Here is an 18,694-nt window from a genome sequence, read left to right on the forward strand (position 1 = left end):
CGTTGCAAAATTAACAAGGGAACCATTATGCCACATACAATTGTTACTAACATTTGCGAAGGTTATTCTGATTGCGTAGATGCCTGTCCAGTAGCTTGCATTCATGAAGGACCAGGGAAAAACGTCAAAGGGACAACTTGGTTCTGGATCGATTATTCTACGTGTATAGACTGTGGTATTTGCATCCAAGTATGTCCGATAGAGGGAGCAATTGTCCCCGAAGAACGACCAGATTTGCAGCAAACTCCGTAGCAACTTGATTAATCGTCGATCGCGATCGAAAATTAGAGCAACATACAGTTTTCCATCGCCTAAGTTAAATGCTCAATATTAACAATTCTGCGCCTTTATTAGCAGTAGAGGATGTCTGGGCGGGTTATATCAAAGACCTAGACATCCTTCAAGGTATAAATTTTCACATCTTTCCAGGCGAATTAGTGGCAGTCATCGGTCCCAATGGCGCAGGTAAATCGACGCTAGCAAAAACAATCTTTGGTTTATTGAACCCCCATAAAGGCAAAATTACCTTTAAAAACGAAAACATTGCTAGGCTCAAGTCAAATCAAATAGTTAAAAAAGGAATGTGCTACGTACCGCAAATTGCCAATGTTTTTCCTTCCCTCAGCGTCGAAGAAAACCTAGAAATGGGTGCTTTTATCCGCAAAGACTCTGTAAGTGGATTAAAAGGTAAAATATACGATGCCTTTCCAGTATTAGCGCAAAGAAGACAGCAAAGAGCAGGGACACTATCAGGCGGAGAACGTCAAATGCTAGCAATGGGCAAAGCATTGATGTTAGAACCAAGTTTATTGCTGTTAGACGAACCTAGCGCCGCCCTATCACCTGTACTTGTAAATAGCGTATTCGAGCAAATTCAACAGATCAATCAAAGCGGTACGGCAATAGTATTAGTAGAACAAAATGCCCGCAAAGCCTTAGCAATGGCGCATCGAGGCTACGTACTAGATACAGGACGCGATCGCTTTACTGGCAAAGGCAACGATCTACTCAACGATCCCAAAGTAGGAGAATTGTATCTAGGCGTAACCACATTGCACTAAAAAAGTTAATCGTCATCTTTAGCAATCGCGGCAAAGTTATCTAAACTGACATATATGCGGGCATTAGCTGTTTTGGCAACTTCTTTAAGCGCCTCTAACTCTTGCAGGCGTAGTAAGGCTGGGTAAGTAGTATAAGCTTGAGCCGCTTGTTCGCGTTCTTTCAAAGCTAGAATATCAGCTTCAGTTTTAATTTGCTGTACTTGTGCCTCGCTTTGGGCAGCTAATTGTCTTGCTCTAGCTTGGTTTTCTGCATCCAAGCGTTGCGACTCTATTTTAGCTTGAGCATCGATCCTTTGGACTTCTGCTTTGGTACGAGCTTCAACTAGCTGTGCTTGGCTCATGCGTTCCGCCGCCAACACCCGATTCATAATTTCTTGGAGATTACCAGGAAAAATCAAATCTTTGACATCAGCACGTAAAATAGCTACACCATAACGGCTAGCAACTTCCTGCACGTCGCAAAGAATATCTTCGCTAAGTTGATTGCGATTGGTCAAAATTTCTTCTAAAGGCATAGAAGCAAGCGATCGCCTAGCAGCTAGTTGTACGTCACTATATAAGCGGCTTTCATATTCCTCAACTTCATGCAAAGCGGCACGAGGATCGACGACGCGAAACTGCACTATAATACTGACGCGGATGGCAACTTTGTCAGCAGTTAAAATTTCTTGCCCTTTAATTGTTAAATCGCGTTCGCGCACGTCTACCAAAACAATTTCAACTTTGGGGCGGCGCAAAAAGCCAAAATCAAAATGTTGAGGAATTAAATAACGCCCAGCACCTAAGACTTTGACAAGCACGCCGTCTTGGTAACGCAAGCCTCGGTGTGTATCTTTGATAATTACCTCGCGTTGCATTGCCTTTAACCATCAATAACAGCCAAAAATTATGAGGTTCCGCAGTCAAGTCGATCTGGAGGACGAACTTTCAGATGGGACGCTCCTGAAGCACTTTCTCACATAGTGGTAGTAGCACCTGATGGCTATTCGCTCCTAACTTGCCGGAACCGTTTTCATTATATTCGCTGTTTGTCGCAGCGCAAAAAATTACTAATATTGAAGGACGATGGTTGATTATTTAGTGTGATGCTTGAACTTTCTCGCGCCCAGATACAGGCAATTCGCGCTCATGGCGAAAGCACTTACCCAGAAGAGTGCTGCGGCTTATTGATTGGCAAATTAAGTCAAAATCGCAAAACTGTAGTTGAAGTCAAAGCAACCAAAAACGTTTGGAGTGCTGAAGCTGCAGAGTTATTCTTAGAGCAAGCAGGTACAAAACGCAGCCATTATACGATCGCCCCAGAGACAATGCTAGCAGTGCAAAAAGAAACGCGCGATCGCAATTTACAGATAATCGGCATATATCACTCGCACCCCAATCATCCAGCAATTCCGTCAGAATGCGATCGCTTGTATGCTTGGCAGCAGTATTCTTATATCATTGTTTCCGTACAACAAGGCAAAGCTAACGATTTAAATAACTGGAGTTTAGACGAACAGCACCAATTTCAACCAGAAAAACTTATCGTGCTAGAAGATAAAACATAAAAATCCAAAACATCAAATTTTTCGATACGATCTTAATTCGCTCCTCTTTATAAACATTGCTATGCTCAATCCAAATCTGGACGAAATCCAGCTAACCAAAGAAGAATACGAACGCTACTCGCGCCACATCATTTTGCCAGAAGTCGGGCTAGAAGGGCAAAAACGCTTAAAAGCTGCTAGCGTGCTTTGCATCGGTACAGGCGGCTTGGGTTCTCCCTTGCTGTTATATCTAGCCGCTGCTGGCGTTGGACGCATTGGCATTGTAGATTTTGATATTGTCGATAGTTCTAACTTGCACAGGCAAATCATTCACGCTACTTCCTGGGTAGGTAAGCCGAAGATTGAATCAGCCAAAAACCGCGTTTTAGAAATAAATCCTAACTGTCAAGTAGATTTGCACGAGACGCGCCTTAGTTCGGAGAATGCCCTTGAATTAGTAAAATCCTACGACGTAATTGTAGACGGGACAGACAATTTCCCCACGCGCTACTTAGTCAATGACGCTTGCGTTTTACTCAACAAACCCAACGTCTACGGTTCAATTTTCCGCTTTGAGGGACAAGCAACAGTATTCAACTACCAAGGTGGTCCCAATTACCGCGACTTATACCCCGAACCACCACCGCCAGGGATGGTTCCATCGTGCGCCGAAGGTGGCGTATTAGGCGTTTTATGCGGCATTATTGGCACTATTCAGGCGACAGAAGTTGTTAAGATTATTTTGGGTCAAGGTAATACTTTAAGCGGGCGCTTGCTGCTGTACAACGCCTTAGATATGAAGTTTCGCGAACTAAGGCTAAGACCCAATCCAGTCCGTCCGGTAATTGAAAAATTGATAGACTACGAAGAATTCTGCGGAATTCCACAAGCTAAGGCAGAGGAGGCAAAACGGCAGATGGAACTACAAGAAATGACCGTTCAAGAGTTGAAAGCGTTAATCGATAGCGGCGTGGATGATTTTGTGCTGCTTGACGTTCGCAATCCCAACGAATACGAAATTGCCCAAATTCCAGGTTCAGTTTTAGTACCTTTACCCGATATCGAAAGCGGGCAAGGTATTGAGAAGGTGAAACAGTTAGCCAACGGACACAAATTAATTGCTCACTGCAAAATGGGCGGACGTTCGGCAAAAGCGTTAGGCATACTCAAAGATGCAGGCATTGAAGGCACGAACGTCAAGGGCGGGATAACTGCTTGGAGTCGGGAAGTAGATCCTTCTGTTCCAGAATATTAAGTAGTTTGGCACATTTGTTTGCTCTAGTAGGTTTCCAAAACGAAACTTAACTAGAGCAATTTAATTAACTTTGAACTAACTGGACAGTGTTGTTGGATTGAAAATGTCATCAATAATGCAAGTAATCGATCGCATTGCAGTCTACTATGCAAGGTTGCAGCCAACAACAACCTTGGATACAAAAGTGTACGAATGGCTGCTTTGCAATGGTTACAAGGATATACAAATCTCCCAAGTAAGAGATTATCGCCAAAAAATTAGTCCCGATTTACAAGCAATCTTATCAAATAGCTATCCGCCTAGGCTTAATCTCGAACAGATAAAAGCAATTACCCAAGATTATCCATTTGAGTTACCTGTAGAACTATGCGACCTTTATCAAAGAGGTAATGGCTGTTTGCCTATCGGTCTAGATGACGCTGCCAAAGATTGGACTTCTTTTGATAATTATGTCAATTTTCCCTTTGATGGCAACTATTCCTTTTTACCGTTACAAGAGGCAATGAGGTTATATCAAGCTTTTACCAAGTCAAGCGATGATATCGATCCGCGCTGGTTTCCGATTTCTTACTTCGACGATCGCATTCTATCGGTAATTGGTAGCGAACAACAGCAAGAAACCTCGCCCGTGATTGGCTTTTACGATAGTGACTTTACACCTAAAACTAAGTGGTCGAGTTTGACAAATATGTTACTTACTTGGATAGAAACTCAACAGAAGGCTTAGAGGTGGCGCGATACACTACACCACAAATCGCCGCTAAAAGTATCCACCCCAAAGTATTTAACCGCAGATCGAACAAAGTTACATCAACCGTATTGAAAAGCGTACAAGCGCAAAAGGCAAGCAAGTAGCTGAAAAATATCAGCTTGTCAGCGCTAGAATACTGCCACGTTATTAATAATGCGATCGCACTCCCAACTATCCAGCCAACTATACTGCAAAAAAATAACGTTGCAGGTATGCCTACTTCAGCCGCTAGCATGAGAAATAGATTATGAGGATGTCCCAGCCATAAGTGCATTTTTGCTTCGTACAAGGTGCTAAAACTTCGCAATCCCCAACCAGTCCAAGGACGCTGGGTTGCCAAATGCCAAGCAAAGCGCCATTGAGTAGTTCTGAGCAATGCAACCGGACGATCTGGGTACAATTGGTCTGTCAGCCTTGCCCAAAAGAAAGCGGGTACTATATTACGGAGTAAATCGCGCAGCGGATTAGCACCAAAAGCTGCCCATAATATACTGCTGGCGATCGCAACTACCAGCGCGATTACCCAACGCCAACGTTGATAAATTGCGTATGCAAAACAAGCAACTAAAGCGAGCGCCCAAGCATTGCGAGAATTAGTCAAAATTAAAGCAGCCAAATTGCCTAATATTACTATGCTCAAAAAGACTAAAGACTTCCTCTTTCCCTTGCGATACGCCTCCAACCACAAACCCAAACCCAGGATAAAAACAATTACCAAGTAGCCAGCTAAAGTATTGGCGTACATGAAGATTGAAGCCATCCTCCCAGGCGGATTACCACCAGGTGCGATCGCCCAACCTAATATTTCTATCCATTGTTGGGGGCTAACCCAGCCTAAAAATAGCTGTCCAAAACCTAGAACTACAACTGGAATAGAACTAATTAGCAAAAGCCAACTAATGCGTCTAAGTTGCGCTGGAGTTTGGATTAGCGTACTAAAAGCCGCAAAAGCAACCAAAAACGGCAAAAAGTTAAATAAGCCTAAGAAAGCATCTAAGCGATTAGCAGCAAAAACTACTGTAATTGACAGCATTACAGCCAAAAGTGCGATCGCCTGATTTAAAGAACGATGAATAATAACAAAATACTGCTGCCACCACGTACTAGCCAATGCCAAGAAAATAGCTATTCCTCCCAAAGAAGGGATTAATGGCAGCATTAACAGCCCAATTTGAGCATATTTCCAAGCAATTTGCGTGTTTGCTAGTAGTTTCAACATAATGCGTGCATTCATAATTACAATCAGTGGGGACTTGAACCCACCACTAATTGAAGATCGCTAAATTTTCAATTTAGTAAGGGCTTGTACCCTTTTTAATTACGAATTACGAATTACGAATTACGAATTAGTAATTACGCTGTCTCCCAACAAGCCTCCGTACGAGTGAGGCGAATTTGGGCTAAAGCAAAAATAGTTGGAATAATCCGACCGTAGTTGGTAGATATTGCCCGCCAACCTAAGTCAGCAAAAAACCAAGTCCACATCACAGGACCTACACAAGCAAAAATTCCCCTAACAGCACCATAACGGGCTGCACTCATTGCCATTCCCTGCTTTGCTGCTTGCAAGGCAACTTGGCTTTGAAACTGCATTGCGACCGCTGTTCCGCCTTGAATTGCTGCTTCTTTAGCAACTTGATAAGTAGCAAAATGCCAGGCAAATTGACGCGCAATTTGCTGTAGTAGCATAGGTTGAATAATTGAACTCACCGCTAAAGCGCTACCGCCTTTGACCAATAAAGCTACAGGATCGCGCTGTACGGCTAAAGGTAGTGGTTCGGAAAGATCGCACTTAGCTAGAGACTTCTGCACTCTGACTGTTATTTGGTTGCGATCTGTCTCTGGCAATTGGTTCCAAGCTTTACCTAATAAATTTAAAAATACTTCTGCTTCTAAATCTGTTGTGCTAATTTTGTGCGAGTAAGGAATTTTTAGATGGCGACACACTTGAATAATTGCACTGCGATAGGTAACTTGTTCGGTACGTCCGCGCAATACAGTCACCCCATCGGCTGCTAAATAACGAAATCGCTGTTCTATAGCATCTAACCAAGCTTCTCGATCTCGGCATTGAATATCTATAGGTGCGGGCGTGTGTACGTAATCGAGGGGATTGAACCTACGACAGAATAATAGTTCTGTTAATTGCTGCAACTCATCTTCCGTAGCTAATTCTAAAGCTGCTCTCATCTCGTTCAATTTTATGCCCTCCAAACCCCATCGCGCTTGCTGTTCATTATTCTACTCTTTGCTTTTAGTTGGCGGTTTAGTTATAGCTAATTAATATTTGAGTTAAAAAATCATGGTTGATATTGTCATTATAGGTGCTGGAATGTCTGGTTTAGTCTGCGCCCAGCAGTTACATCAAGCAGGCTATAAAGTGCTAGTAGTAGAAAAGTCACGCGGACTTGGTGGAAGAGTAGCTACGCGCCGATTGCATGAAACTTGTGCCGATCGTGGGACGTGTTACTTAAATCCCAAAGACGAACTACTGCAACGTTTTGTAGAGTTGTTGGCGCAGCAAGATATCTTGCAAATTTGGACTGATACAACTCACGAATTTGATGCCAGCTTACAACAATTGAAAGTTAGGAGACGATCGCCTATTTATACTGCCGCAAAAGGGATGAGTGCGATCGCTCGTTTTCTCGCTACTGGCTTAGAAATCCAGCTAAATCAACGCGTAGTAGGAATATCTACAGTTGCAGAAAATTGGTGCTTGCAACTCGAATCTACTAACGCCACTACGCAGATAACAGCCAAAGCGGTAGTTGTAGCTATTCCCGCACCCCAAGCATTAACACTGTTAGAACCTATAGCAGTCTCCCATGAATTTTTAGCTAATCTGCGTTCTGTAGAATTTGCCCCCTGCATCAGCGTTATTGCAGGTTATCCTTCTATGCAATCTAATTTTGACTGGCAAGCTGTTACAGTCGTTAATGATGATAATTTAGCGTGGATTGGTTTAGATAGTAGCAAAAGGGCAGAAAAGTGATCGCCTGTTTTTGTCCTACACAGTTCTGCCCAGTTTGCCCAAAATTACTTAGAATCTACAGATTTACAACCTATAGGACAAAAATTGTTAACTCGCGCTGCTGAATATCTCCTTGCTGGGTTAAAAACACCAGAATGGACGCAAGTACATCGATGGCGTTATGCCTTTCCTACTTCACCTTTGATAAATACTTGTTTAAAGGCAAACACACCCCAGCCTTTAGTTTGCTGCGGCGATTGGTGTGGAGGCAATTTAGTAGCAGGCGCAATGCAATCTGGTATATCTGCTGCTGAACAAATCAACCAACAAATGAGTCAACAGTTATTGCCAAGAAATAGTTTTTTAGACAAACTTGCTGCTACTAAGCAATAAAGAGAAAAACTATTTTAGGGGGTCATGTCCCCAATTTTTCAACGAGTACAACCAGCGAGAATGTTCGATATCTTTAGAAGGTTTTTGAGCGCTATGACGATGCACGTAGCTAATAACTTTTTTCATGTGTGCTAAATCATCATCGTCATATTTATCTTCCTTTTTCTTCAATATTTCAATAATTTTTTGTCCAGACTTATGACCAATTGATTCTGATTCGCCGTCCTTTTGCCCTACTTCTTTAGATTCTTCAGTTTCCAACCAAGATTCTATTTCTTTAAGAGTCATATTGACTGCTTGGTGAAATTCATCAACTATAGATTTAGTATCTTTAGTCATATTTTTATTCCTTAACTTTCTTTAGCGACTCTGGTTTATGCGCTGCTTCCTTGCCAGTTTTATCGCTTACTACTAAATACTCTGGGTGTTCCTTAGAAGCCGCGACGTGATGACCTTTAATATCCGTAGGTGAAGTAAGCTTTTCTTTTATCGTTCCTTCCGTTGTACCTCTCGAAGTTTCCCACTCTACTTTGTCGCCTTTTTTAAACTTATCAGTCATAGTCTATGCTCGTAATTACTATTTCTTATAGTGCAATCAACTTACAAAGACTTTAATCTTATTACAAAGACTTTAATCTTACCTATTGCAGATAATATTCATAAAGATATTGCGGAAAATTCTTCCTTTTGTGAGGTGCTAAATGTAGTTTAAGATGTACGAAATTATTTAGCGATCGCAGCATAATATAAATGAGCTTTGACAATATCTGTAAATATCTATCAGAAGAATATCCAGACCGTTTTGCTAGATGGCTGCTAGGATAAACACCCGCAAACATAGAAGTTCTCAAAACAGAACTAAGTCTTGAGCCAATTAAAGCAGATTCTTTAACGCTTCTTGGTACTCAAGAACGAATACTACACCTAGAGTTTCAAGTAAAAGCAGCTAGTCAACCACCCTTACCCTTGCGAATGCTAGATTATTGGGTAAGGCTATATCGGCGCTACAACTTACCTGTAACCCAAGTAATCATCTTACTCAAAGAAACATCAGTAGTTGTGCCGAACTTTTTTGAAGTAGAGCAGACGCGACATTCTTATAGAGTTGTAAGGATGTGGGAGCAAGATCCAGAAACATTATTGCAGGATACAGCCCTTTTACCATTAGCCAGTTTGTGCCGAACTTCAGAACCTAATGGGCTACTTAGTAGAGTTGCCGAGCAAGTGGCTAATATTGAGACAACAGCACAAAAAGGGCAAATTACAGCTTGTACGGAGATTTTGGCAGGTTTGAGGTTTGATGACAACTTAATTAAACAATTATTTAAAGAGGACGTGATGCAAGAGTCAGTTGTATATCAAAGGATTTTGCGAGAAGGCTTACAACAAGGACTAGAACAAGGCTTGAGGACTTCTATCAGCGATGCTTTACAAAACCGATTTGGTTCTGTACCCGAAAATCTTACAGAGCAATTAGCATTACTAACGCCGGAAATATTACAACAGTTAAACCGCCAAGCTTGGACTTGCCAGACGCTAGAAGAATTTATGAGTCAGCTTCCAAGGAGTTAAGGCAAGCGATCGCATTTTCCCACAGATTTGCGATCGCCCTTGCTGAAATACTACCTCACGAAACATTTATAATTAAGGCTATCCCGTTACCTACACAGAGTCTCGTGACATTTACGCCTGTATCCCCCGATTCCCAACCAGCAGCAACCTCATATTCTGCACCAACTCTAGACCAACTAGGACGATTTGGGCAATTTGGGGGTAAGTACGTACCAGAAACTCTTATGCCTGCTCTTAGCGAGCTAGAAGCAGCATACCAGCAATATCGCCACGATCCCACCTTTCAACAAGAATTGCAAGGACTATTGCGCGACTATGTAGGACGCGCCACACCCTTATACTTCGCCGAACGCCTGAGCGAACACTACGCGACAGCAAATAGCAGCCCGCAAATTTACCTCAAACGCGAGGATCTAAATCATACAGGCGCACACAAAATTAATAATGCCCTAGCCCAAGTATTACTGGCAAAGCGCATGGGCAAACAGCGCATCATTGCCGAAACAGGCGCAGGACAACACGGAGTCGCCACAGCTACAGTCTGCGCCAGATTTGGCTTCGACTGCGTAATTTACATGGGCGTTCAAGATATGGAACGCCAAAGCTTAAATGTATTTCGGATGCGATTAATGGGCGCAGAAGTACGCCCAGTCTCAGCAGGTACGGGAACCCTCAAAGATGCCACTTCAGAAGCAATCCGCGACTGGGTAACAAATGTAGAAACAACTCACTACATTCTTGGTTCTGTCGCAGGACCTCACCCCTATCCCACCATCGTCCGCGACTTTCACGCTGTAATTGGACAAGAAACCCGCGCCCAAGCTATGGAAAAATGGGGCGGATTGCCTGACATTCTCCTTGCTTGCGTTGGTGGTGGTTCTAATGCAATGGGACTATTTTACGAATTTGTCAGCGAACCGTCAGTAAGACTCATCGGCGTAGAAGCCGCAGGCGAAGGTGTAAATACAGAAAAACACGCCGCAACTTTAACAAAAGGTAGAGTTGGCGTATTACACGGGGCAATGAGTTATTTATTGCAAGACGAAGACGGACAAGTAATTGAAGCCCACTCAATTAGTGCGGGTTTAGACTATCCTGGTGTTGGTCCCGAACACTCGTACCTCAAAGACATTGGACGCGCGGAGTATTACAGCGTAACTGATAGCGAAGCAGTAGCAGCCTTCCAAAAACTCGCCCAACTAGAAGGAATTATACCTGCTCTAGAAACATCTCATGCGATCGCCTATCTAGAAACTCTTTGCCCGCAACTTACAGGTAGTCCCAAAATCGTCATCAACTGTTCTGGACGCGGCGACAAAGACGTACAAACTGTTGCTAAATTTCTCGAAAATAGCTAATGCCAAAGTTACCAGTAGGAATATTGCTAGCCATACTCGCTACTGCTAGCGGGTTAACAAGCTGCGATATTCCTTTAAATGCAGATATCATGCCCACCCCAGAAACTATAGCTGCTGTACCTCCATCTAGCTTAGAGCAATCTATTCACCAACAAATCAATCAATATCGCCAGTCGCGCAAATTACCACCTTTACAACTTGATGCGCGAATTAGCCAACAAGCCAAAATTCACTCTCAAGCAATGGCAAATGGTAAAGTTCCATTTAGCCACCAAGGATTTGATACGCGCATCTCGGCTATTCGCCGCCAGATACGTTATCGCGCTGCTGCGGAAAATGTTGCCTACAATCAAGGTTACTCCAACCCAGCCAAGCAAGCTGTAGAAGGGTGGATAAAAAGCCAAGGTCATCGCGTCAACATTGAAGGTCAATACAACTTAACTGGTATTGGTGTTGCCAAAAACGCCAAAAACGAATACTACTTTACTCAGATATTTATCAACCGCCCTTAAAAATATGGAACTGCCAGACTTTCAAGTATGCGATCGCGATCTACCTGATAACGTACTATCTGAGTATGCTACTGCCCAATCTATTGCTGTAGATACCGAAACTATGGGATTATTGCCCATACGCGATCGCTTGTGTCTGGTACAATTATGCAACGAGCAAGGTAAAGTCACCGTCATTCGCATTGCCAAAAATCAAACTGAAGCCCCCAACCTAAAACAGTTACTAGAAGCAACTAACGTAGTAAAAATATTTCACTTTGCTAGATTTGATATTGCAACTCTACGTCAAAATTTAGACATTCAAGTAACACCAATATTCTGCACAAAAATTGCTAGCAAACTAGCTAGAACGTACACAAATCGACATGGGCTTAAGGATTTAATCCAAGAATTGGAAAAAGTAGAACTAGACAAAAGCGCTCAAAGTTCTGATTGGGGAAACGCCGCTAATTTATCAGATAAACAACTAAAATATGCTGCCAATGACGTGCGTTACTTAATCCCTGCAAGACAAAAATTGATAGCAATGCTCAAACGCGAAGAACGATTAGAACTTGCCGAACAATGTTTTAAATGCTTACCAACTGTAGTGTCATTAGATTTATTACAATTTAAAGATTTATTTGAACATTAATAGCTATGTAGCAATCTCAAATACCCTCTAAACTTATTATTTTCTCTCACGAACTAGACGCTGCGCTACACTACGTGAATGTGGTTTGTTTCTAAATTAAACGACAAACTCAAGCCATCGTCAACAAATTATATCGTTAGACTGATGCAAACTAGCAGTAAAAACTCAAAACTAATAACTGATAATGTCAAAAGCGAAATAAGGAAGTATCTTCATGAAACGAGTAATTAACTGGTTACAAAGTATTAACTTGCGGCAAATATTTACTATTTTTATGGTAGTTGCAGCAATTTTCTTCAGCACAGTTGACATTCATGGTAATCAACTGCAAGCACAAGCAGAACCAGTAACACCAGAAGCTACTGAATACAATGCTAATGGCGTTAAGAATAATGCAGAAATCAAAGCTGAAAGAATCAAAGAAAATGCTGAGAAATCAGCAAAACTATTAGCTGATGAAGGCAAACAAGTAAGAAGTAGAGCAGCAGAAGCAAACGACAAAAATATATTTGAGGCTGTCAAAGAAAAACTTAATCTTGACGAACCAATCGATCCAGGTACAAAACTAGCTGGGGAGCAACTAAAAGAAGCAGCAGAAGACGTAGTTAAAGCTCCTCAAAAAGCTTTAGAAAAAGCTGTTAAATAGCGATAAAACTCGTCTTGCAAGCAATCAATTAGACAGTACAATTATTAAGTAAAGGCGCTCTTTCCTAAAAAGGAAGGAGCATTTTTATAGTCTATAAAATTGCAACAATCTTGGGGTAGGCGTGCAGTTATCGGTATTACCTTATGTCAAAACGATGCGATCGCAATTTTTTCTAGTCATTCCCTACCAAATGCAGTTTGAAGCCAAAGAACTAATCGGTAGAGATTTTTGTTATCTAATAAAACCCGCTAGCTAGTAGCTGGCGGGTATAGTTAAAGTTGAATTCGGTTTGTTTGGTCAAGCTGCCAATTTTCTGTTAAAGATCGAATTCATCGAGCCTTGGAAGTTTGAGCATAAAAAATGGACGAGCATAAAAGCCAAACACTGGTGCTAGCAAGAAAGTGGGAAAAGATTTGACTTGATGGTTGTATGCTTGTACTGCTTGGTTATAACGCATTCGCTCTACAGAAATTCGGTTCTCTGTACCAGTTAACTCATACTCTAAATTAGTCGTTGCTTGTGCCAAGTGAAGCTGCGGATGTTTTGCTAAATACTCTTGAAACTGAGCAATAGCGCGATCGCTTTGAGCGTTGGCTGCAATCTTTTGAGCTTGAGTATTTGCTTGCAGATAACTTTGCTTGGAGTTAGTTAGTTGTTCGATAAGGTTGCGATCGTCTTGAGCATAAGTCTGGGCAAGAGTAATTAGTTTGGGAATTAAATCGGAGCGGCGTTGAAGTTGGTTTTCAACTTGCGCCCATGCAGCATCCACTTTTTGGTCGGCATCGTTGAGAGTATTGTAAGTTGCAACACTCCATAAACAAAATGCAATCCCTAATCCTAACGAGACTACTTTAATTTTTAACTGTCGTTTTTGAGAGCGAATCTTGCTTGCATGAAGCTCTCGTACTGCCTGTTGAACGAACTCTGGCGGAATTTGAGCTTCTAATCCTGCTTGTTCTAGTTCTAAAAGCGAATACTTTTGGTTTGCCTGGGAGTACAAGCGAGCAGCAAGGGCAAAAACTTCTTTTGTAAGTTCTTGGGGAATTTTAGGTTCAAGGTCGCTCATTAGTTTTTTCCTTTACCAACTGCCTCCAGCACCGCCGCCGCCACTGCTACCACCACCCCAATCGCCACCACCACTATATCCGCCACTACTACCGCTACTCCAGTCACTACCGCCGCTATATCCGCCACCACTACTGCCACTACTACTACCGCCACTACTACTACTACCACCACCGCTACTACTTATCCAATTGCTACTACTGCTACTACTGCTAGTTCGATTGCTACTACCGCTATCGCTCCAAATATTACGAGAAGCTGGCGTTGGAGGGGGCGATAGCCGATTTATGGTTTTCTCTGTCTGTTCCTGATAGGAGCAACAATGACAAGCATCAATTACAAGCTTTTTACCCTCAGATTCTAGTGTTGCTGGCTGTAATACTTTTGATGTTCTCTCTACAGTCAGTTCGTCGCAACTATGACAGCATCTAAAATCGCTGTGATAGCAGACTTTTCTAGATAAGTTGACATCCTTCAAGTTACTTGGTTGTGGCTGACAATTAGTACAATGCCACGCTTCAAAATCAACGCTGCCTAGTTTTTGTGCTATTTGCTGCGGTTTACTCAACATTGGCTTAAGTACAGTCGCATCAACTTTTGTCATTGCTTGATGGCAAGTCGAACAAGGGTTAACAATAATTTCATCAGCCTTTTGAGTAGCTCTAATTTTGAAGTAGATTGCTACCACGCCAGTTATGCTACCTATGCCTAGGAGCCAATACAATATTTGCCAGTTTTGGCGATCGCTTTGCTCTATTTGGCTCAAGTTCAAGTAGTTAAATTTCTTGACTTCTTGCTCTTTTTTGCGATCGCTTTGTTCTGGTTGGCTTGAGCTTATGGAGTTAACACTACTAACTTTCTGCTCTAGAACAGCAACCAAAGCTTGAGTTCCAGCTAATGTACCCTTGTCAAAATTCCCTTGTTTAAACTGGGGAGTTATTTTCTCTCTTATAATATTGCCCGCAAGAGCATCAGGTAGTACATCCTCTACGCCATAACCTGTTTCAATCTCTACTCTGTGGTCTTTGGTTGAAATTAGCAAGAGAACGCCGTTATCTTCACCTTTCTTACCAATACCCCAATAGTTAAATAGATCTGTAGCAAACTGTTTGGGTGTTGCGGATGGAGCGGTTTCTTGCACTGTAACTACTGCTACTTCACTACCATTTGTCGCTGCTAATTTCGACAGTGAGCGATCTATTTTTTCTTCTGTCTCTGGACTAAGGATATTTGCCGTATCTGCAACCCAACTACCTTGAACTTGTTTGGGATTAGGTAAATCTTCTATATTTATGGCTAACGCTATATTAGGAGCGCTAGCAACAGCTACAGCGAATACTCCGCATCCCAGCCATTTAGCTACGTGCCAATTCAAGCAGGAGTTTGTTGATTTCTTTCCAATTGACGATGATATTGTCTGTATCATAAGAGATTCCCTCTACTGAATTTTATCTGATGGCAAATAGATACATTTATTCGTTGCGAACTTAGTAGAGCTACAACTCCAAACCGAAAGTTTCAAAGTTTAGTTCTAAACCCTCTGCCCATGCTTCACTTGCTTGTTTTATCTACCCTTTCTAGAAATTCAATATCTTACTTTTCGCTACAAAACTAGATTTACTTTTGAACTTTTAATAAAAGCATGACACTACTATTTAAAAATTGGTATCAGATAAACTCACGCTTGTTTGAGAGATTGAAAATTGGAATGTTTAGTTTGAAATATATTAAATAATAAAAATTCAGAAATTCTCATATTTACTCACATATTTTTGTGTCTAAAGTTAGATAGGTGTGAGTAAAACATTCATAAATTAGCAGATTGTTATGTAGAAAAATTAGATTTAATTATTAACAAGCAAAATAATTTGACAGGAGTTAGGCGTTGCTTTAAAGTAAGCAATACATATAGATGCAACTATTCAACAATGGAAGCGAGTGAAGGTCGTCGAATTGTAGAACAAGCGCTGGAAAAAGCAAAGACGCGTAGTAGAATAGATACTTTGCAGTGGAATATATTTAATTATTGTTGGGAAGTTAATAGAACAAAGTACGAGCAGATAGCAGAAGAGACAAAATACGATATTGGACACATCAGCAATATGGCTGCTCAATTATGGAGTATTCTTCAAGAAGCACTCTTTGAAGCGATCGCTGATGAAAAAGTTACTAAGCAAAATTACCGGACAATAGTGGAGCGCTATGCAGAGATGCAACAGCAGCCCAAGAATCAACAGTCTTTGCAAATAATTAACGCTAAAGTATTGATTAGCGATCGCAGCCAAAAAGAGAATTTCAATACTGTTGAGCAGATAATCGCAGCTTTGAATGTTGCTGTACGGGAAGTGTCTGTAATTGAGGAGTCTAAGCGCACACAGGCAACTTATCTAGAGCTTTTTGGCGCAGAATTAAGGCAGTGTGACTGCTTGGTGATGCTGTTGTCTCACCAGTCTGCATCTGTCAGTGAAATAATTTTAGAGGAAATAAAGTATGCTCAAAAGTTAAGGAATTCTCGCTCCGATAGTAAGTTAGCAATTTTGCTTGTTCACATAGATTCTGTAATGGAGTTACCACTTAACCACAACCTGCATAGCTATCTTCAAGACATTGTGCAGTACGAGTGGAAAGAGCAAACAGGTATCCCAAGTCTCGTACAGAAAATCTCAGAGTTGCTAGAAGCAGATAAAAGCTCAGTGTCACAGATAACTTTAGAGGAACGGCATGACTTTGGTGAATTAGAAAAACTACTGCAAAATATATCTGGAATCAATAAAGATAACTGGTTGTTGACCTATGTAGGTGAAGATCAATTGCGTAATTTGAGTACATTAGTTAACGACCTAAAAAATGAAGGACACAGGCGAGTACAGTCTAGATACTCATACTGGGGTGTAAGTCCAACTCGGATGTGGACTCAAGTATGCAACGATCCTGCGTATCATATGCTCGAAAATATCCGCAGTTTTCCCTCCAAGGCTAAAGAGCTTGCTCACCTTGTTGATAAAGAACGGTACAACTTTATTAGCCTGGGAGTGGGTGAGGGGAGCAAGGATAGCAGTATTATTGCAGATTTTTTCACCAGAAGCGGCGATCGCCCTCATGAGGATTTTTTGTATATACCTGTAGATATGAGCCTCGATATGTTGAGGGTGGCTATTGGCAGAATTCGCGGCTTACCGCTTCACCGCCGCATTGCTATCCAACGAGATATTGAAACCGACGATGGGATCGAAGAAATCGCTCGCATTGCCAAAAACCTCGGACAAGGGCGACCAATAGTGTATGGATTTATTGGTAATACCATAGCTAACGTCGAGGAACCAGAAAAAGTCCTCAACAATATTGTCCAGGTAATGACACCAGACGATCTGTTACTTTTCGAGGCTCAAGTAGTCACTGCTTCCGTATTAGAGGAGCATCAGCTTCAGATGACAAAGCAGTATGTTAAAGAGGAGTATAAAAATTTTGCTTTTCAGCAGTTTGCATTTAGCGCTTTATTGCAAAATTCCGACCTGTCTGTTAACCCCAACGTGCGCGATGATAAATGCTATGTAGTCAACGTAGACTTGCAGCCTTGGATATATGGGCAAATTCTTCAGATTGATTGTTTCTTTGAGAATAACAGTGGCGAAGAACTCCAAATTACGTTTGCCTATGGAGATAGAGCGACATTAAGTTTGCAAGAGAAGATTCGCCTTTATCGCTCTCGGAAGTTTACTCAACAAACATTACAGAACTTTGTTAAAGGTACTGGTCTTGAAGTGCTGGGCAAAAGTGAGTGTTTGAGTCATAGAGACACTGGCTTTGTTGTGATGTTACTTAAACGACAGCTTTAAGATGAATGCCTCCTAGCTTTACTGTGCATAATAGTTATGCTTACTATTGAGGTACAAGAATGCGTAGCCATTTGAACTACCAACTACCTTTGTGGTTGATTTTGATGTCTTGAGTTGTACTGTTATTTAAACTGTGGAATTAAGCTTTTTACCCCAACTAATTGCCCAATTAACTGAATCTCAATCTATATCTTTAGCTCAAAGCATTCAACGGCAGGAAATCGCTACACCGCTTAGTAATAGTGCGATCGCAACTGCATACGTGCAACAAGGATCGGGAACTCCACCAATATTATTACTACACGGTTTTGATAGTTCAGTGCTAGAATTTCGCCGCTTGCTACCCATACTTGCAAATCAAACCCAAACATGGGCGGTAGATTTGCTAGGTTTTGGCTTCACCGATAGAATTGCCGAAATCAAACTTAGCCCCAGTGCGATCGCAACACACCTATATTACTTCTGGAAAATCCTCATTGCTCAACCTGTAATTTTAGTAGGTGCATCAATGGGAGGTGCAGCAGCAATAGATTTTGCTCTTACTCATCCCCAAGCCGTTCAAAAGCTCGTATTAATTGATAGTGCTGGCTTTAGTGCAGGTTCAGCAATGGGCAAATTTATGTTTCCTCCCTTAGACTACCTAGCTACGCAATTTTTGCGTAATCCCAAAGTCCGCGCCAGCATTAGCCGAACTGCATACAAAGACAAAAGTCTCGCTTCACAAGACGCTGGGCTATGTGCAGCCCTACATTTAAATATGCCAGGTTGGAGCCAATCGTTAATCGCCTTTACCAAAAGTGGCGGCTACAGTTCCTTTCAAACCAAACTTGCTCAAATTCAGCAGCCAACACTGATCTTATGGGGAGATTCAGACAAGATTTTAGGCATAGCTGACGCAGAGAAATTCGAGCGGGCGATCGCTCGCAGCAAACTCATCTGGATCGAAAACAGCGGTCACGTTCCCCATCTAGAACAACCTCAAGCAACAGCCCAACACATTCTAGATTTCTCTGCACATAGCAACTAAATACAACCAAAGACCGCCTACATTGTTATTCTGCTCAATAATAAGCGATCGCTTATTAACTTCCTAATTGCAAGTCTTGTGTGC

22 protein-coding genes are annotated in these 18,694 nt (G+C 41.8%); 15 read left to right on the plus strand and 7 right to left on the minus strand.

All coding sequences use genetic code 11. The features are described from left to right. The first annotated feature begins 27 nt into the window (after positions 1-27). Both UH38_RS19890 and UH38_RS19895 read left to right on the plus strand, forming a co-directional pair. Entirely contained in the window at positions 28-252 is a 225-nt protein-coding gene (locus tag UH38_RS19890) for an indolepyruvate ferredoxin oxidoreductase subunit alpha (RefSeq protein WP_045056440.1), read from the plus strand. 68 nt (positions 253-320) lie between these two features. Further along, positions 321-1,061, plus strand: coding sequence for an ABC transporter ATP-binding protein (locus UH38_RS19895; RefSeq protein WP_045056441.1), 741 nt, complete (start codon positions 321-323; stop codon positions 1,059-1,061). Positions 1,062-1,066: 5 nt separating this feature from the next. Here UH38_RS19895 and UH38_RS19900 read toward each other — a convergent pair whose 3' ends face one another. Then, positions 1,067-1,918: a slipin family protein gene (locus UH38_RS19900; protein ID WP_045056442.1), complete on the minus strand. Its 852-nt coding sequence runs from the start codon at positions 1,916-1,918 to the stop codon at positions 1,067-1,069. Positions 1,919-2,146: 228 nt separating this feature from the next. Here UH38_RS19900 and UH38_RS19905 point away from each other — a divergent pair, with 228 nt between their 5' ends. The 3 genes from UH38_RS19905 (at position 2,147) to UH38_RS19915 (ending at position 4,569) form a co-directional block, all read left to right on the plus strand. Then, positions 2,147-2,608, plus strand: coding sequence for a Mov34/MPN/PAD-1 family protein (locus tag UH38_RS19905; RefSeq protein ID WP_045056443.1), 462 nt, complete (start codon positions 2,147-2,149; stop codon positions 2,606-2,608). Positions 2,609-2,669: 61 nt separating this feature from the next. After that, positions 2,670-3,842 (plus strand): molybdopterin-synthase adenylyltransferase MoeB, encoded by a 1,173-nt coding sequence (gene moeB / locus UH38_RS19910; protein WP_045056444.1) that lies wholly within the window; start codon positions 2,670-2,672, stop codon positions 3,840-3,842. A gap of 103 nt (positions 3,843-3,945) precedes the next feature. Next, positions 3,946-4,569, plus strand: a complete 624-nt coding sequence (locus UH38_RS19915) for an SMI1/KNR4 family protein (protein WP_144405721.1) — start codon at positions 3,946-3,948, stop codon at positions 4,567-4,569. On the opposite strand, the gene UH38_RS19920 is transcribed toward UH38_RS19915, so the two are convergent. Both UH38_RS19920 and UH38_RS19925 read right to left on the minus strand, forming a co-directional pair. Continuing rightward, a complete protein-coding gene (locus UH38_RS19920) occupies positions 4,538-5,827 on the minus strand; it encodes an O-antigen ligase family protein (RefSeq protein WP_045056446.1) in 1,290 nt (429 codons plus the stop codon). The two genes, UH38_RS19915 and UH38_RS19920, sit on opposite strands and share 32 nt — an antisense overlap. Before the next feature lie 119 nt (positions 5,828-5,946). Further along, positions 5,947-6,792, minus strand: coding sequence for a YaaW family protein (locus tag UH38_RS19925; protein ID WP_045056467.1), 846 nt, complete (start codon positions 6,790-6,792; stop codon positions 5,947-5,949). A 103-nt stretch (positions 6,793-6,895) separates the two neighbouring features. Between UH38_RS19925 and UH38_RS19930 the strand changes: the two genes are divergently transcribed. After that, positions 6,896-7,588 carry an NAD(P)/FAD-dependent oxidoreductase gene (locus UH38_RS19930; RefSeq protein ID WP_200892527.1) on the plus strand — a complete coding sequence of 231 codons (693 nt, stop codon included), beginning with the start codon at positions 6,896-6,898 and terminating at the stop codon, positions 7,586-7,588. An 84-nt stretch (positions 7,589-7,672) separates the two neighbouring features. Next, entirely contained in the window at positions 7,673-7,960 is a 288-nt protein-coding gene (locus UH38_RS27410) for an NAD(P)/FAD-dependent oxidoreductase (RefSeq protein ID WP_200892528.1), read from the plus strand. A 9-nt stretch (positions 7,961-7,969) separates the two neighbouring features. Here the strand turns inward: UH38_RS27410 and UH38_RS19935 are convergent, their stop codons facing one another. Beyond that, the gene (locus UH38_RS19935) at positions 7,970-8,299 is read right to left on the minus strand and encodes a DUF3140 domain-containing protein (protein WP_045056447.1); all 330 of its coding nucleotides are present in this window, start codon (positions 8,297-8,299) and stop codon (positions 7,970-7,972) included. Positions 8,300-8,303: 4 nt separating this feature from the next. Next, entirely contained in the window at positions 8,304-8,519 is a 216-nt protein-coding gene (locus UH38_RS19940) for a hypervirulence associated TUDOR domain-containing protein (protein WP_045056448.1), read from the minus strand. Positions 8,520-8,932: 413 nt separating this feature from the next. Here UH38_RS19940 and UH38_RS19945 point away from each other — a divergent pair, with 413 nt between their 5' ends. From UH38_RS19945 to UH38_RS27955, 6 genes are all read left to right on the plus strand, one after another. Beyond that, complete coding sequence (locus UH38_RS19945) at positions 8,933-9,532, plus strand: Rpn family recombination-promoting nuclease/putative transposase (protein WP_200892529.1); 600 nt, start codon at positions 8,933-8,935, stop codon at positions 9,530-9,532. Between the two features lie 104 nt (positions 9,533-9,636). Continuing rightward, positions 9,637-10,890, plus strand: a complete 1,254-nt coding sequence (gene trpB, locus UH38_RS19950; protein ID WP_045056449.1) for a tryptophan synthase subunit beta — start codon at positions 9,637-9,639, stop codon at positions 10,888-10,890. Then, the gene (locus UH38_RS19955) at positions 10,890-11,402 is read left to right on the plus strand and encodes a CAP domain-containing protein (RefSeq protein ID WP_045056450.1); all 513 of its coding nucleotides are present in this window, start codon (positions 10,890-10,892) and stop codon (positions 11,400-11,402) included. The genes trpB and UH38_RS19955 overlap by 1 nt, the downstream gene beginning before the upstream one ends. A gap of 4 nt (positions 11,403-11,406) precedes the next feature. Then, a complete protein-coding gene (locus UH38_RS19960) occupies positions 11,407-12,036 on the plus strand; it encodes a ribonuclease H-like domain-containing protein (RefSeq protein ID WP_045056451.1) in 630 nt (209 codons plus the stop codon). Positions 12,037-12,250: 214 nt separating this feature from the next. Beyond that, positions 12,251-12,682, plus strand: a complete 432-nt coding sequence (locus UH38_RS19965; RefSeq protein ID WP_045056452.1) for a hypothetical protein — start codon at positions 12,251-12,253, stop codon at positions 12,680-12,682. A gap of 121 nt (positions 12,683-12,803) precedes the next feature. Beyond that, positions 12,804-12,938, plus strand: coding sequence for a hypothetical protein (locus UH38_RS27955; RefSeq protein WP_268748906.1), 135 nt, complete (start codon positions 12,804-12,806; stop codon positions 12,936-12,938). Positions 12,939-12,998: 60 nt separating this feature from the next. Here the strand turns inward: UH38_RS27955 and UH38_RS19970 are convergent, their stop codons facing one another. Further along, a complete protein-coding gene (locus UH38_RS19970; protein WP_045056453.1) occupies positions 12,999-13,748 on the minus strand; it encodes a LemA family protein in 750 nt (249 codons plus the stop codon). Between the two features lie 12 nt (positions 13,749-13,760). After that, on the minus strand, positions 13,761-15,173 hold the full coding sequence (locus UH38_RS25580; protein WP_082065453.1) for a TPM domain-containing protein: 1,413 nt from the start codon (positions 15,171-15,173) through the stop codon (positions 13,761-13,763). 502 nt (positions 15,174-15,675) lie between these two features. On the opposite strand from UH38_RS25580, the gene UH38_RS19980 reads away from it, so the two are divergent. Both UH38_RS19980 and UH38_RS19985 read left to right on the plus strand, forming a co-directional pair. Next, positions 15,676-17,583, plus strand: coding sequence for an L-histidine N(alpha)-methyltransferase (locus tag UH38_RS19980; protein ID WP_052672476.1), 1,908 nt, complete (start codon positions 15,676-15,678; stop codon positions 17,581-17,583). A 133-nt stretch (positions 17,584-17,716) separates the two neighbouring features. Next, positions 17,717-18,610, plus strand: a complete 894-nt coding sequence (locus UH38_RS19985; RefSeq protein ID WP_045056454.1) for an alpha/beta fold hydrolase — start codon at positions 17,717-17,719, stop codon at positions 18,608-18,610. Positions 18,611-18,694 lie beyond the last annotated feature (84 nt).

Source organism: Aliterella atlantica CENA595 (assembly GCF_000952155.1).
Classification (GTDB): Bacteria; Cyanobacteriota; Cyanobacteriia; order Cyanobacteriales; family Chroococcidiopsidaceae; genus Aliterella; species Aliterella atlantica.